Below are 15295 nucleotides of genomic sequence, written 5' to 3' on the forward strand. Positions count from 1 at the left end.
CGGTGGCTTGCTCAAGTTATCACGGAGGGCTCATCAAATTGGCAGAGGCATATTCCGCCCGTATTTGCGATGTTTGCGGGGGATTGGGAAGTATGGTTTGTATTGATGGCTATTACGTTACCAGATGCAAATCTCATGGCAGATCGCCATGAAACCACATCCACAGCCCTTCAAACACAGGGTTTTAACCGCTAAACGAGTCTAGAGAAATGTAGGCTACTAATCCGGCAACAAAAAACGCCCCCTCTAGTGGTCACTCACGAAGGAATATGCATTACTCTGGGGCTACACGATTTAACACTTTCATGCATAGCAATATATTCAGGCGCCATGAATCCACAGCAAATACTCAGAAATCTTGCCGATTACTGGCCGATCATTGCTGAACTCTACAAGGAAAATGCCGACGGCATCATTATCGAGGCCAGTCTGCTCAAGGTCATTCGCGCCGTGGCGCCCCCTACGAGCAAAAAAGACAAAACAGCCCGGGAAATGGTGGTCGACCTGGAGCAATCCCGAATTTTGGAGCACCGCCCGCGCGGCCAACAAGGCTGGGAGTGGGAGCCCGGCGTTCTTCAAATGGTCGAATACCTGATCCAGGAGCAGCAGCTTGGGCTGGTTGGCAACATCAAGGCCGGCATTGAGGCCATGGATCTGCACCGAGAAAAACTTGAGCAGGCCATTGAAGCCGAGAATCTGGAGGGCTTCCGCCACTATCTCCAATCAATCGATCGCCATTTCCGGAACCTGACCCAGGAAATTCGCGGTTCGCGTCAGGCGGTTTACCGGCTGGCAGAGAAAGCCAAAACCCAGGATAAAGATCTCCCAATTCGTGAGCGGTATGCTCGCGTGCTCGATGCTTGGGATGAATTTGTCACGCCACTGAATCAAATGGCCCGACCGGGGGAGTTGTTCGATCGTGCCCAGTCGGTTTTAGAATCAAATATGCGATCCTGGCAGCAGTCCAGATCTATTCGCATCCTGGTGCAGGATGCGGAGCGAGATATGCTCAATGGGGTGGTGTACCGTCTTTTGGATTTTCGGGACGCTCTCCCCCAAGTACTGGCGGACATGGAGAGAATTCTTTACCCACTTGTGAAGCAGGCGCGGCTCAACACTAATATCACCCGGGGCGCCAACTTGGCACTGAAAGCTCTTGAGCCCTCTATTCAGAGTAAATCATCCGCCAATCAGAAGGTCATTGATTGGGGGCTTGCCATCAAGTCAGGTAACAAGGATAGCCGGCCAGATCGCAGTGATGCGCTGGTTGCCTTCTTGTTTAATCTGGATCCGAGCAAGCCAAGGGTGGAGAACCGGCTTCCTTCCCTAGAAGAGCGATCGGAGTCACGCGCTCGCAAGGTCGTCCCGGTGCAGAAGATCCTTCGAAAATTAGGTGCTGCTGGGCCTGTAGACGATGTGATGGCTTGGATTCAGGAACATTTCCCAGAGGCCAATCTGGTGGAGGCCCTGAGCGCCACCATGAAGATTCGCCACGACCCCCGGTTGCAGGACAGAGAAATTACTGGTGACAGGGAACGCTACATATTTGGACACCGTGTTATTGGAATGACACGTAGAGGACTGCAATGAGCAATGTGACCACCAATGACGATGCCATTATCCGGGTTCTGCAATCAGTAGCAGAAGCTATGCCGAATGCCACCCAGATCTATGACTCATTGCGAGCCGGCTATTTCATTTCTACACGAGACCACAGGTTCTTCCAGGAACTGAATAATGCGGAAGAAGGCTACAAGTTCCTCTTTCGAATGACCGGCCATAGTCTGGAACATCACCACGCGGGGTTCTACTACCTGGAAGCCCCCGAAGTTGGCCAGCCATCCCAGTTGTCCGGCCGATCCCGACAGTTCGCAGTACTGGCGTTCTGCCTGGTAGAAGTTCTGGCCAGCGTTGGCTTGGACATCATCACGATGATTGATCACTCGAAAATGATTACTGAGCACGACATGGAGACCCTTCTTGACCGGTACCCGGATCATCTGGCCTCTGTAGACATACTGGATATGGAGTCGCTAGATTCAGCATTCAAAAAAATGAGCACTTACGGCTTTGTATCCGAGAAGATCGAGTCAGCCAATGGCAAGGGATACGAGCTGACACCTTCCATGCGGTTCTACCTGGATGTTTGTGAAAAGCTGTCCCAGCAACAGCGTGAGCAAGAAAGTATGGATGCAGAGGTTATCATTGAAGAATAAATCCCTGAGCTTCGGCATTCGCCGTTATGCCCTGATCAACTCCGGCGACTACCGGTATGGCATCTTCCCCATGGATGCTGCCCTTTCCGTCTGTGGCAACAACAACATGGGCAAGAGCCAGGCGATTAATTCCCTGCAGTTCCTGCTGTTCAAGAGCACGAACGAGATGAATTTCGGGAAGTATGATGCGGCCAAGAGCCGGGAGTTCTATTTCAAGACCGACAGCAGCTACATCGTTGCTGAATTGATCACAAATGAGGGGGTTTTCCTTTTTGGGGCCTACGGCAAGGGCCCTGGGTATGGTTATGAGTACCAGCTATTCGTGGCCAAGACAGGCTTCCAGGACGAATTCTTTATCGATAACGGCCGTGTGCTCACCTATGAGGAGGCCATGGCGCGTCTTGAGCAAACTACTCGCGTCCACAAAATCAATCGGGATGAGGCCCGCCAGGTACTTTCTGGTGAGTACATCAAAACCCCGGTTAAGCATGATCTGTCCCTGGTACCCCTGCGTAATGCTGGCGAAAAGCGCTATAGCATCTTCAAGAGGATCTACAAGAACCTGATTACGCTCAATGACATGCGAGAGCGTGACATTAAGCGGCTGATCCTGGACGTCTTCTCTGACACCCTCACCGACACCAAAAAATTCAATTATCGTGAGGAGGTCTCACTCGCCTTCCGTGAGCATGACTTGCTGAAAGACGAGATCGTAACCCTCAAGAGTCTGGAGAAGAACCTTGAGCGGTACAGTGATCGCTTGTCCTATTACCGCACAACTCGCGATGAGCTCGAAGAGGCCCGGGCCACCATTGCCCAAACAGCCATGGCATTTCGTGAGCGTGCCGAGGGCGAGGCCGAGCTGATCCGTAATGAGATTCAGGCCGCTAAAAATGATCTCGAACTGGTCGATAGTCGCAATAAGGATCGGAGGCAGGCCCGGGACGAATTGATGGTGGCGTTGCGTCGGTTGCAGGATGAACAAGACGAGTATGAAAATGCCGATCGTGAGTTCGCCCTGACCTCCGAGGAAGCCATTACTGGCGAGATTGAGGATTATCAGCGGCGGCTGGCGGAATTGAATGAAGCCCTAAAGGGCGCGAGTCACAATACCCCTGATCAAATCCGGACTGATCTCCTCCGACAGGAGAAGCTGAGAGAGCAGCGCAGCAAGGCCCTGGCCGCGCTCACCTCCTCCCAGCGGATTATGGACAAAATTGGCCTGGCCCCAGAGGTGCTTGAAGAGGCTTCTCGGGTCATCAACCCAGAGATCTTGTCGCTCGACATTGATACCGTTGAGGGGGATGCCAACCAGCTCAAGCGCTGGATTGAAGAACGCCAGGGGGAGTTCTCTGATGGCCGTCTCTCTGCAAAGGGGTTCTCGGTACCTCTTTCTGGGGTGTCAGGAATTAACCTGGGCGAAACAGAGGAAGACCTCAAACGGGACATTAATCGGATTGACCTTTCCCTGATCAAGCTGAAAAAGGAGCTGGATGCGGCAGAGAATAAGGCCAAGTCCGAGCGTGAGATCAAGCGCCTCAATGAAGAAATCTACAGCGCGAACAAGGATCTGATTAATTTCCGCCGCTATTGTGATTTAAAGAAAGGCCTGGATCAGCGAACCACAGAGATTGCCGAGGCCGAAGCCAAGCTGGATGAGGTCAACAAGATCATGAATGGCCTGGTGGACGAATTGCGTCAACTGGAGTCCCGGCAGACACAGGGCCAGCAGAAGATGATCAAGCACAACGATGATCAGCAGGCGATCAAGACCTTCATGGCGCACGAGATCATGACCACCAAAACCCTTCGTGATCTCGATGGTAGCTATGTGGATATGAATTTGGACATCGCCGCAGCCGTGGGCCATGCCACCAGTGTTTACGCGACTTTCTGCAACATCCTGAATGACTTGAACTCAGCGGATCGTGAAATCCTGCAGGTGTACAGCAAGCACGCGAGCCTGGAGACCCTGGAGGAGCGAATTGAGCAGGTGATCGATGATCACAGCGCCCTGCCCGAAAAGCAGGAAATGCTGATTCGCCTCAATCAAATCGCCATCACGAAGATCTCCAGCCGCCTGAAGGACATTTACGACAACTGGCTGCGTCTGGAAAGTGCGATGAGCGAGTTGAACCGAAGCATTAACAAGAAGAAGGTGTCGAATCTTCAGCAGTTCAAGATTGAGCTGCGGCCATATCAGAAGCAGATCGATGCCATCTACCACCTTATCGAGTCCTCCGCGAGCAATGATGACCAGATGACCGGAGACCTGCTCCGCAGTGCTGCCCGGGAAGAGGACATGAATGTGGTGGTGGCAAACGACGCCAACCGGACGCTGGGTGCCTTTGTTGATGACAAAGGTGGAGACCTGCTACTGGAAGACCTGTTTGAGCTTTCGTTTGTGCTGGTTGATGTCAACGGCAAGAAGAATGAGGCCTCCGACTTGGATGAGATGGCCAGTAATGGGTCAACCATGACCATTAAAGTGCTCATCAACATCTACCTGATCCGACACCTGATGGATGCCAAGATGTTTGAAAGCCGGTACCTGCCCTTCTATGTGGATGAAGCTGGTGCCATCGACAGCACCAACCAGGAATCTCTGATCAACGTGTGCCGCGAACTGGGTTTCATTCCTGTCTTCGCCTCAGTCCAAGCATCCGAGGTAACGCGCTATATCATCGATATTCAGCATGCTCGCACCGGCGACGGGATCATGTTCACCACTCAAGACTGGATTACAAACGACCCACTTGAGGATAACGATGAGCAACAGGACTTTTTTGGCGAAGGAGATGAGTGATGACCCCACTTCTTCGGGCCATGGCCAAGCTTATGCAGGCAGAGAACAAGGCTTTGCCGGCATCAGAGATTTCTGCCAGCGCCCGTAAGGTTCTCTCATCAAGCGAATGGGGAGACTGTGTTCGTAAGGAGCGCAGGGGCGCTGGGCAGGTTATTCGCGTCACACGGCCGAACACTCTGAAGCAATATCTGGACACTCACTGGCCAGCTTGGTCTGAAACAGAGAGTCCTCTACCCAACCCATCACGAGCAGAAAGCGTTCGAGCGCGGCGAAACAGCAAGTCCGGCGCTAAGATCCAGAGGTGGGCCCTCCACATTCGCCGGTCACCAAATTTTGCTCCGACAGTTCACATTATGGAGGATGGCCAGCCTTCCCCCTTGAAGCTGGACGACACCGTCTATTTGGTTGAAAACCTGGAAATTTGGCTTTACATCGAAAAGATTGCGGGCCGTTTCCCCCCAGGCCACTGGCTCTATTATGCAGGGTTCGTGAGTGATCGGATGAAGGGCTTTCTGGCCGAGTCTGGCTGCGTAAAAATCGTCATGCTCCCAGATTATGACCCAGTTGGTTACAACAATTTCCTTAGCCTGAGGGCCGCTCTATCACCAACGATCCAGGTCGAGCTCTACCTACCGGAACAGGCCGACCAAAGCACCCTCAAACGTTACGGTAACGAGAAGCTCTGGCGAGACCAGAAGGCTTACAAGGCAGCCCTTGAGGAGCTTCGGGCAGAGCCCGGCAGATTAAGTAATTTCATAGAATGGCAAATAGAGTTAGGAATGGCACTGGAGCAAGAATACCTACTTATAGAAATAGATTCTGAAGCTACCGCTTGAAGAGGCATTGATGGCTACCACGCCATGAGACTTATAGATCATAAGGAAAATCAAGAACCAACTGACAACTTAGCCCTCCTCTGTCGAGAGCGACTGTCAGATGATGACCATCACTGTGCACAAAGACGAATAATCAATATCCATTACTCTCTCTAATTAGTCATTATTCCGCCGATTGTAAGGCGATTGATTAGTCGGCTTCAGCGAAATGTTCTTTTCGCTTGCTTTACTTTGAACAGCAGACTCGCTCCTGCCCAATTTCAAGCTGATTACACGTGTAGGGGTATTGCCCTTCGCAAGCTTGCTGAGTTCTTTAACATCATTCTCAGACCATGACTTGCCAGAGTTTCGGGTAGATTTGGCCATGCCTGCAACCTCACATAATTCAAAGCACACAATAACTGTATATATGATCAGCACTGTCATTGCAAACAGTCTATTAACACCCTGATTCTGCCCAAGATCAGTAATAGCCTCTTAAAGGGTTAGGCTTAGGCCAGTCGAAGCTATCATCACTCGCGTCGGCCTCCTTGAGGCGATCTATTGAAATGCAAATATCTCTATCTGAAATCGAATAGCTGTCTACGATGTGCTGATCCGGGACTACCAGCTTACTTCTTACCCAATCCAACCACTCGACGTGCTCTACACCACTGACAGAATCGATAAAATCACGATCCGAGCGATTCTTCTCAAGTTCATCTCTCATCAACTGGAAGTTTTCAAGGCGCTTAGTCTCGAGCTCTTGAATCCATACTTCCCGGTGATCGTTTCGAAGCTGGATTTCTCTTTCCCGCGCTTTAATTAATTCCCGCTTCTTCTTTTCAACGGCGACCTGAAAGCAGGTGTTTAGCGCTACAGCCATATCTCCCAACCGATTCTCTACGCTGCTATCACCCTTGTCTTTGATTGATCTTTTGCTCTCCCATCCGCATTCGAAGGTGACCGCAAGCTCACCTGCCTGTTCATATCTATATTTTTCGCCATAGTCATACTTTCGTTCTGCGACAGGCACTTCTCTACGAATCACGCGCTCTTTGATCTGAATGCTGACGCTAATACCATCTTTCTCAAGGGCGATCTCATAATCACGCCCATAACCATGTCGCTGTTCCGCTCGGTTAAACCCTTGTATGCCCGCCATTTGTATGAGCCAGTCGGCCAACAACAGCGCTCTCTGCAGCGTCTCCTTCGTTACGATGACAGGGATCGGAAGACTCTTTCTAGTTCTGAGGAAGCCATATCGATCCACAAAGCCAGATTTAAGCAGTCGCTTTGCCTCTCCTGCATCAGATGTAACTGTTTTTCGAAGCCCCTTAGCAACAAGAGCCAGAACATCATCTGTCAGCTGGGGAGGCGCCTCTTCTGGTACTGCTTGAGGAACAGGCGGACTGATCAGAATTTGGTCACACCCATCAAATTTAGGGAGTGCCGGCCTGGGCCGCTTCTGGAGCCTCTCAGACAACCAGTAACCCTGAGGAGGACGTGGAATATTCATCTTGCCGCAGATCTTCCTGATAGCCACATCTGAAACGCCTAATTTTTCACCAACCTTGGTCATCGGCATTGACCAAACCAGGTCGTAGAGATCCTTTCTTGATAGTTCCATTTTCGCCTCTTCCATGGGCCGGGTACAGCGGGGTATAGTCCACAAAATATACGAAAAATCTTATACTTCGATGTCTGGAATGGTGCCCCTGCACAATGGGAAGCGCTCTTAAAAGAACAAATTTATCCTATTATTTTCAACCAGTTATATAGTTTTTGTTTTTTGTCATGGCAAGAACTGCGATTTACATGTGGCAAGAATTTTCTAAGTGGTTGTTTTTGCTAGAAGGGATCTGAGGCCATTAGAGAGGGCACGTTTGCCATTAGACGGTAACGTGCCCTCTTTTTATATCAGGGACTTACAGATTTCTTGCCATTAGAGGATCGCACTAAACCGAAAAATCACCACTCAAGGGGTGACTCAATCTTGAACTCTTCGGGTTAATGCTTGCTAAGCATGAACAGCTCGATGATTAAAATTTTGCATTGCCAGAAGAAACCCAGGGAGATTATGACGATTCAAAGTTAACCCGAACCCATCCCCATTTAGCTGCCGAACGCTACAAATGGTGAGGCTACATATCCTCATATTCAAAAAAATCACTATCAACAGCCTTAACCTCATATGAGTTTTTGATCTGCACACCAACATTGAACTTGTGCATCAAATCCACTAACCCTTCTCCATCCAATAAAACGATCGTGTGGTGGGCATCATGTGCTTTCTTAACCGCCTTTTGGTCGAAAGAAGAAGTGGTTACAAAAATGCCTTTGCGGGTATCCCCACTCATCGCTCCAATAAAATTTCTAATATCGGTTTCACGAACCTTATTTTGGGTAAATCGCTTAGCTTGAATAAAGATTTTTTCAAGGCCTAACTGATCCTCGTTAATGATTCCATCAATCCCACCATCTCCCGATTTAGCTGTTTCAATAAAATCTCCATACCCCATTTTTTTTAGCAGCATTAAGATGATTGTTTCAAATCTATATGGGTCGACCTCTTTGAGCTTGGCCAGTAATTCACCTTTAACGTCAGCTTCTATTTTTTCGAAGCCAGCATCAATGAGATCTTGTGGGCTATCCTCTCCTGCTGCAGCTGAAAAACCTATGCGGCTACTGTTTTCAGGCTCATAAAATGAGAATACGTTTGAATGCAACTGCTCAAGCCCGACCCCCTGAGAAGCAGAAACTTTACCCTTTTCCGTTATCTGAACTTGACCGCGCTGTGGATAGTGAACCAACCCACCCTTCTTTAAGTACGACTTTCCCCAAGCAATTCGATTTTCAATCAATCGCTCGCCATTCTTGGTGGTTCTTTGCAGCAGTTCTACTGGCAAATCGCTGTAAAAGCGCTCCTCAACTACGCGAATAAGCTCCCTGCCTTTCAAAACCTGTCCATCTGAAAGAACTTGGAGAATTGGGCCAAAAGTTTCATTAAATTTCGGCAAATCTACCGTTTCCATCTGCACGATCCTTTCTTTGTAGCCTAACGCCATCAATAAACGACGACCTAAAAAGAGCGTCCGATGGCGACCAAATCCCGTAACGGATTTTATTTCCTTATTAACTTTTGATGCTCAACGTCAACGGCACGTGGTCACTTATTGAGATCCACTCGTCGTGCTGACCAACCTGTAAATTACATTCTTCGGAAAAATCTGACGAGGTAAATACGTAATCAATGTGGTAAGGCTTATCGCGGTTTCGCTGCATGAAAAATGTTGGGCAGCTTTCATTTCCTTGTTCCTCCTTAAATACTCGGTGATACTGACTCTTGAAGCCCATCTCCTGGAGCTCAGCAACTACATCCGAGTGGTTCCACCAGCGATCCGGCTTATCCCAGCGCACATTGCTATTAAAATCGCCGAGGATGATTGTCTTTGACCGGTTAAGATCCTCACGGTGAATCTGGAGATACTTCCAGAATTGCCCCATGTAGCCAAATACCTCCTCATTGCGCCCCTTCGTCCAGACGGACAGCAAAGTGAAATCTCTGTTGATAGTGAACGGGAGAAAAAGCCTGAGATCTTCCGTAACCCAACTCAGTGTTTCACTTTTGCTGAACAGCCCAGGGACGGAAAAACTGCCACTCCAATCTAACTTCTCAACTCGGTGACCGTTTCGGGGAAAGATGCCAATGCCACGATTTTTTGACTCGCCCAGCCACAGATAAGAACCGGCCCACTCTCTATATGCAGGGGTCGATCGTGCAGGATCTTCACACTCCTGAACCACCAGAACATCAGCCTGCAAGCTATCTGCTTCTGCAAGCTTCAGCCTAAGTGCCCCATTACAATTCCAGGTTACAACTTTCATAGATAGGGACAGTTAATAGCCTATGTAGTGTGCTACATGATTCCGGACACCAACGAAGGCGGTCAAGCACTACCTAATCGAGGTGTCAGACCACAAGAAACGGCTCTCCCTTACCCCTAGATTCAAGCAGCAAGCCACCAGCTTAATCCTGGGTCAAGGCTACACTTTACCCAAGACCAGAGCATTGCCCAATTTACTCACTGGGCCCCATTTCGGAATACACCTTTCGACTCTTCCATAGGCACTGATAAGCGCGGTATAGTCCATAAATATACTGAAAACTATATATTTATACGCCAGCAAAGCGTGCTATTGCGCAGCTATTCAGCGCTTTGGAAGTTCTGAGTTATGCTATCTAATTCAAGTAGTTGCGATATCTGTGCTTTGAATCGCCACCAGTTCTCTAGACACTTCTCAGCCGTTCTTGGTGACGCTTTTCATACTCTACCGGCGACAACTGCTCATTAGAACTATGGCGTCGCCGGTTGTTATAGAACATCTCGATATAATCAAAAATATCTGCTCGGGCAGCGTCCCGGCTGCTGTAGATCTTTCGCTTTATCCTCTCCCTCTTCAACAGCTGGAAGAAGCTCTCAGCAACAGCATTGTCGTGGCAGTTACCGCGCCGACTCATGCTGCCCTCCAGGTCGTGCGCCTTCAGAAACGAGTCCCAGTCGTGGCTGGTGTATTGGCTGCCTTGGTCGGAGTGCACAATCACTTTGCCCTCAGGCTTGCGACGCCAGACAGCCATCAAAAGTGCATCCAGCGCTAGCTCCTTGGTTATCCTGGATTGCATTGACCAACCGATCACCCGTCTTGAGAACAGATCCAGAACAACCGCCAGATACAACCAGCCTTCATGTGTGCGGATATAGGTAATATCCGTTACCCAGCTCTCGTTCGGCGCTTGCGGATTGAACTGCCGCTGCAGGATATTCGGTGTCACCTTGTGTAGCTCCCCAGCCCTATGGCGTGGCTTACGATAACCCACCTGCGCTCGTATTCCCGCGTGGCGCATCAGCCGGTGGACTCGATTGGGCCCGCATTGCTCGCCATACTCGCGTAGATCAGTATGGATTTTCCGGTAGCCATACACGGCTCCGGATTCCAGCCAGAACTGCTTGATCAGACCGGACAGGCGCTCGTCCTCGATTGCACGAGCTGAACGAGGCTGTCTCTGCCAGGCGTAAAAGCCACTGGGGTGAACGTCCAACAGAGAACACAGTGAGCGGATTGGCCACCGCTCGCTGTGCTCCTGAATGAAGGCGTACCTCAATCGGACTGACTGGCGAAGTACGCCGCGGCTTTTTTTAGGATGTCTCGCTCTTCGGTAACGCGCTTGAGCTCTTTCTGGAGTCGGCGGATCTCGGATTGGTCATCTGCATTGGCCTGATGCTGCTCGGAATCCGGGCCGAACTTCCTGATCCAGGCGTACAGACTGTGGGTGGTGACGCCGAGTCGATCAGCCACTTGGGCCACACTGTGACCACGATCGGTCACCTGACGAACCGCCTCAATCTTGAATTCTTCGGGATAGCGCTTGCTGCTCATGGATACCTCTCTGATTGCCATTTTGGATGGCTGAAAGGTGTCTAGCAAACTGGTGGCGATTCAGATGGAATGTACGCAACAGATGCAAATCACATGGCAACACGCCATGAGTCAGCAACTGCAACCGTCTTTGCACAAAAAACTTTAACACTCCCTAGGGCTAGCCTAGGGAGTAAGTTGCGGCTGAGCTACCGAAAGCACCACAATATACGGCTTATATTTATTCAATTAAAAATTCAGCGAAGCCACCTCAACAATTCATCGACATCTTTAATCTTTCTTTTTTGTTCAATTCCTTGAGTCGATGCATAAGAGTCCCGCCAAGCTTTAGATTCAAACGCTCCATACCTGTCTTCATACTCTTTTACACTAGCGTCAATCTCGCTCTCGAGCTGCCTTTGATAAATCGTGGCAGCCTTCTCAAAAACAGAAAAATATTTTTCTTCTAGTTTTGGTGTGTATTTTTTACAAAAATCTGCTTCAGCCATTAATGCGACATTAGTACCATTGGAAACAATATCTGCAAGCAGAGAAAATGCACAAATTACGGAGGATTGCTGCCCTGAATCAACGCCTAATTTGATTAATTTCTCAATTGCATAAGCATTGCCTGACAGCAACGCATAATCAATAGGCCTATAACCGGAGGCGTCGCTCTCATGAACATCAACCCCCATGTCAACCACCACATCCAGCTTCTCTCTGCCACCCACAACAATTGCGTATATAAGAGGAGTAAGGCCTCCCACCATATCTACGTCTTTATACCACCTAATATATCCAGTCTTTAAGCAATGGGTGGGCAAGACTGATCCCGCATAATTAATTTCACAACCATTGTCATATCTTCTAGAAGAGTAAAAATCATTAGCCCGATAGGCATTCGACTTAAAATCTTTTACGTTCAAATATCCTTTATCATGATAAAAATCAAAGTATTTTTTCATCTCCTGGGCAGACACTGACCTATCCTCAATCGCATAAACCCAGTAAGGAACATTTTCAAGATTCAACGTAAAGTTCGGAGCACCATAAAATTTTCCATAAATAAGGGAATTATGATTTGGTGTCACCCTTCCTCTTTCCCAATAAGCACCGAGAATCTCTTCATAATTATCCTCGTTACTTATATTTCCTATTAGAGAATGATATCTCAGCATATCAAGCTGAGTTTTCTCTAAAGATTTAACATTCTTATTTGTTTCTTCAACAGTCTTTTGAGTGTCAGTTAATTTCTTATCTAAAACACCAAGATTATAAAGAATATCTTCTGAGTGAGAGACGATAAAACCGGATCCTTTATTGTCATTGTCACCCCCAGTATCAGACCACGAAACCCTGGAATAGTATCCAGTAGTCATAGTCCCAATCATGGCAACCAATAAGAAGATAAATAATGGTGAAAACCATGCCTCAGAAAAAATGGATTTCATTCTTTGGGAAACAGACGGAATCATCCTTACCGCTAGCGCCATTACCGCAGCAAAAGCAAACACCATCCAAACATATGGGACACCGTCACTGAGACCAATGAATAGATCTTGAATAATTCCAGCAACAGCTGCAGCAGCAACAAAAACTCTTGTTAATCTTTTTTTAATCGGTGAATTCATAACAAGTCCTTCTTAGTTAATCAAGAGCATACGATTTCTTGCAGCCTTTGTGTTTCAAAATACTCATCAGCGGCGATTGTCGTAGTGAACTCTGCCTCGTTGTCAGTCAACTTTACAACAGCATTTTTAATATCCGGCAAACCAACTCTAAAGAACTCTTTCCTCAGATTTACAGCATTGACCCGGTGGTGGCTGAACTCACGATGCAACGCGGTTTCTAGGGCTGGCGCATCATCCGCAAAGATGATGGCGTGGACATCGAATGAAAATGGGACACTGGCGTCCCCTAACTCTTTAACCCTATCCATAGGGTCTAGCCGGCGGGTCATGCCAATTTTGTACACATTTTCACCAAACGACCCAATATTGCTGATCACGTAGACATGACCACGACGGGTTTGCTCAGCCAGACTCTTGGCTCGCTCACCTCTAGCCTCGGCCTCTTCCAGTTGAGCCTGGAGCCCTGCAATCTTCGCTTCAGCTAGAGCTCGCTCTTCCTCTGACACCTTATCAAGCTCCTCCCGCGCCTTATCGAGCAAGTTCTGGTACATTTTTTCTTCTTTCTCTGCTGCAGCTAGGGCATCTTTGAATTCCTTCTCTGCCCGGGCTTCCTCCCGCATCTGCTCCCGGATTAAGCGCTGCTCTTCCTGCTCCTCCTTCTTCTTGAGGATGAACTGGTACTGAACGCCGCATTCTTCGTACTTTGCCGTGACGTAATCAATGCTAATCCCGCATCGGAGACTGGCTACCAGCTTCTCCAGGTCATTAGCCAGCTTCTCAATCCTGCCCAATGTTCGGTCAAAGTTTGACGGGGAAACCTTTGCGATTAGAAGGTCACTCTCAATATTGAAGGCTCTCATCAGGAGCTTCATTTGCCCATCGATGATCTTCTTGTCTACCCTTGGATCTCCCGTCAGGCTTACCTGGCCTTCCTGTGTAAACGCACTGCCGTCCTTGATCATCGCCTTTTGCTTATCCCTGAGGGACTTTATCTCAGCAGCAAATCTTTCACTGGTCTCATACAGATAATCTGGCGTCTCGAAGTGACCATAGGCAACAAAATAATCAACCCGAGAGTAAAGATCGATTTTTGCCAGAACGGATTGCAGCGCTTCCTCCCGCTCTACGGTTTCCGCCTCTCTTTGAGCTAACACGGTCTTGAGTTCTTCAAGAGCCAAGGAATCTGCCTTTAGCTTCTCCGCGATAGTGTTCGCGTTGGCTCTGAGATCCTGCAGATCCTTTGAAGCGAGATCCAGGCTATTGAATTCAGCCTGCGAAGCCTGGACTTTGGTGTTCATCACCTGGAGATCGGACTCTGCCTGCTTGGATTTCTCTTTCGCGGCCTCAACAGCAGCTCTAAGGGTGTTGAATTGCTTAATTTTGCTGTCACCTAACTTCTTGGTCACAAAGAAGGTAACAAGGATAGAGACTAGATAGACGCCCGCGAGCACGGCCATGATCTCGATGGTCATGTGCTACCTCATATATTCGTTAATGATTTCTTCTTTGATGATCCGGCGCTCTTCCACACGATCCTGGTAGAGTTCTTTGGCGTACTCTACCTCGTCCTTGATCGCCTGCTTCTCGGCACGGATTCTGGCGCGTTCGGCCTGTTCGGCCCTGCGGATGGATGCCTGCTCCTCGCGTTCGCGGGCTTTGATACGTCGTTGCCGGTCTCTCTCGGCATTCTTTGATGCTCTATCTATAGCCTTGCCGACTTTAATAGCCGTCCTCAGGCCGCTCGGCTTCCTAGCCATGCTCCCTCCCTTCCTGTTACGCCCATTGCAGGCGCCCCATTATTGTTACCTTGAACAATATAGAACAACGTTCATTAGTCAATTACCGACCAATCAACACCTAGATTACCTAGGGTTATCGATGACGCCCCTGACTGCCATAGACTTGGCAGGTGAATCGCCACCCGTTCCCTAGACTGTAGTAATCCTCCAGCTTGGTGCTGGATCAAGGCTACACTTTACCCAGGGCCAGAGCATTGCCCAATTTACTCACTGGGCCCCATTTCTGAATTCTCCTTTCGACTCTTCCATAGGCACAGATAAGCGCGCTATAGTCCATAAATATACTGAAAACTATATATTTATACGCCAGCGCAGCGTGCTATTGCGCAGCAATTCAACGCTTTGAAAGTTCTGAATTATGCTATCTAATTCAAGTAGTTGCGCGATCCGTGCTTTTTATTATGGCAAGAACTGCGATTTACCCATGGCAAGAAATCGTTAAGTGATTGTTTTTATTAGAGGTGGAGTGATGCCCCTAATGGCAACTCACAATTTCTTGCCATTAGAGGATCGTTCGCAGCCGCAAACGCGCAACTAAACGCCCTCACACTTCACCTCAGCAACGCTCCGCCACAATCTACACAGCGCACCTCTTGCCCCTTCATTA

11 protein-coding genes are annotated in these 15295 nt (G+C 48.9%); 4 read left to right on the forward strand and 7 right to left on the reverse strand.

Features of this window, described 5'->3' with window-relative positions; all coding sequences use genetic code 11:
* The first annotated feature begins 330 nt into the window (after window positions 1-330).
* Genes Y017_RS11360 through Y017_RS11375 form a run of 4 tightly spaced genes read left to right on the forward strand, consistent with a single transcriptional unit; the run spans window position 331 to window position 5858 of the window.
* Window positions 331-1590 (forward strand): hypothetical protein, encoded by a 1260-nt coding sequence (locus Y017_RS11360; RefSeq protein ID WP_035460871.1) that lies wholly within the window; start codon window positions 331-333, stop codon window positions 1588-1590.
* Complete coding sequence (locus tag Y017_RS11365; protein WP_035460873.1) at window positions 1587-2216, forward strand: hypothetical protein; 630 nt, start codon at window positions 1587-1589, stop codon at window positions 2214-2216. Before Y017_RS11360 ends, Y017_RS11365 begins: the two co-directional genes overlap by 4 nt.
* A complete protein-coding gene (locus tag Y017_RS11370; RefSeq protein ID WP_155849263.1) occupies window positions 2191-5022 on the forward strand; it encodes a hypothetical protein in 2832 nt (943 codons plus the stop codon). The genes Y017_RS11365 and Y017_RS11370 overlap by 26 nt, the downstream gene beginning before the upstream one ends.
* Entirely contained in the window at window positions 5019-5858 is an 840-nt protein-coding gene (locus tag Y017_RS11375) for a hypothetical protein (RefSeq protein ID WP_155849264.1), read from the forward strand. The genes Y017_RS11370 and Y017_RS11375 overlap by 4 nt, the downstream gene beginning before the upstream one ends.
* 463 nt (window positions 5859-6321) lie before the next feature.
* Here Y017_RS11375 and Y017_RS11380 read toward each other — a convergent pair whose 3' ends face one another.
* The 7 genes from Y017_RS11380 to Y017_RS11415 form a co-directional block, all read right to left on the reverse strand.
* Window positions 6322-7467: a hypothetical protein gene (locus Y017_RS11380; RefSeq protein ID WP_035460880.1), complete on the reverse strand. Its 1146-nt coding sequence runs from the start codon at window positions 7465-7467 to the stop codon at window positions 6322-6324.
* Between the two features lie 514 nt (window positions 7468-7981).
* Complete coding sequence (locus Y017_RS11385) at window positions 7982-8872, reverse strand: restriction endonuclease (protein ID WP_035248946.1); 891 nt, start codon at window positions 8870-8872, stop codon at window positions 7982-7984.
* Between the two features lie 100 nt (window positions 8873-8972).
* Window positions 8973-9725 (reverse strand): endonuclease/exonuclease/phosphatase family protein, encoded by a 753-nt coding sequence (locus Y017_RS11390; RefSeq protein ID WP_035460884.1) that lies wholly within the window; start codon window positions 9723-9725, stop codon window positions 8973-8975.
* 403 nt (window positions 9726-10128) lie between these two features.
* Window positions 10129-11276, reverse strand: a protein-coding gene (locus tag Y017_RS11395) for an IS3 family transposase (RefSeq protein WP_101235023.1) whose coding sequence is annotated in 2 segments (ribosomal slippage) — window positions 10129-11039 and window positions 11039-11276 — 1149 coding nt in all. Because the reading frame shifts where the segments join, the coding sequence is not laid out codon by codon here.
* A 236-nt stretch (window positions 11277-11512) separates the two neighbouring features.
* The gene (locus Y017_RS11405) at window positions 11513-12889 is read right to left on the reverse strand and encodes a hypothetical protein (RefSeq protein WP_035460888.1); all 1377 of its coding nucleotides are present in this window, start codon (window positions 12887-12889) and stop codon (window positions 11513-11515) included.
* A 20-nt stretch (window positions 12890-12909) separates the two neighbouring features.
* Window positions 12910-14361, reverse strand: coding sequence for a DUF4041 domain-containing protein (locus tag Y017_RS11410; RefSeq protein WP_035460889.1), 1452 nt, complete (start codon window positions 14359-14361; stop codon window positions 12910-12912).
* Window positions 14362-14364: 3 nt separating this feature from the next.
* Complete coding sequence (locus tag Y017_RS11415) at window positions 14365-14646, reverse strand: hypothetical protein (protein ID WP_035460891.1); 282 nt, start codon at window positions 14644-14646, stop codon at window positions 14365-14367.
* Window positions 14647-15295 lie beyond the last annotated feature (649 nt).

The sequence above is a fragment of the Alcanivorax sp. 97CO-5 genome (assembly GCF_000524665.1).
In the GTDB taxonomy this organism is placed as follows: Bacteria; Pseudomonadota; Gammaproteobacteria; order Pseudomonadales; family Alcanivoracaceae; genus Alcanivorax; species Alcanivorax borkumensis.

Coding starts and splice junctions, on each gene's coding strand:
- Y017_RS11360 (WP_035460871.1), top strand. CDS start 331: ATGAATCCACAGCAAATACTCAGAAATCTTGCCGATTACTGGCCGATC.
- Y017_RS11365 (WP_035460873.1), top strand. CDS start 1,587: ATGAGCAATGTGACCACCAATGACGATGCCATTATCCGGGTTCTGCAA.
- Y017_RS11370 (WP_155849263.1), top strand. CDS start 2,191: ATGCAGAGGTTATCATTGAAGAATAAATCCCTGAGCTTCGGCATTCGC.
- Y017_RS11380 (WP_035460880.1), bottom strand. CDS start 7,467: ATGGAACTATCAAGAAAGGATCTCTACGACCTGGTTTGGTCAATGCCG.
- Y017_RS11385 (WP_035248946.1), bottom strand. CDS start 8,872: ATGGAAACGGTAGATTTGCCGAAATTTAATGAAACTTTTGGCCCAATT.
- Y017_RS11390 (WP_035460884.1), bottom strand. CDS start 9,725: ATGAAAGTTGTAACCTGGAATTGTAATGGGGCACTTAGGCTGAAGCTT.
- Y017_RS11405 (WP_035460888.1), bottom strand. CDS start 12,889: ATGAATTCACCGATTAAAAAAAGATTAACAAGAGTTTTTGTTGCTGCT.
- Y017_RS11410 (WP_035460889.1), bottom strand. CDS start 14,361: ATGACCATCGAGATCATGGCCGTGCTCGCGGGCGTCTATCTAGTCTCT.
- Y017_RS11415 (WP_035460891.1), bottom strand. CDS start 14,646: ATGGCTAGGAAGCCGAGCGGCCTGAGGACGGCTATTAAAGTCGGCAAG.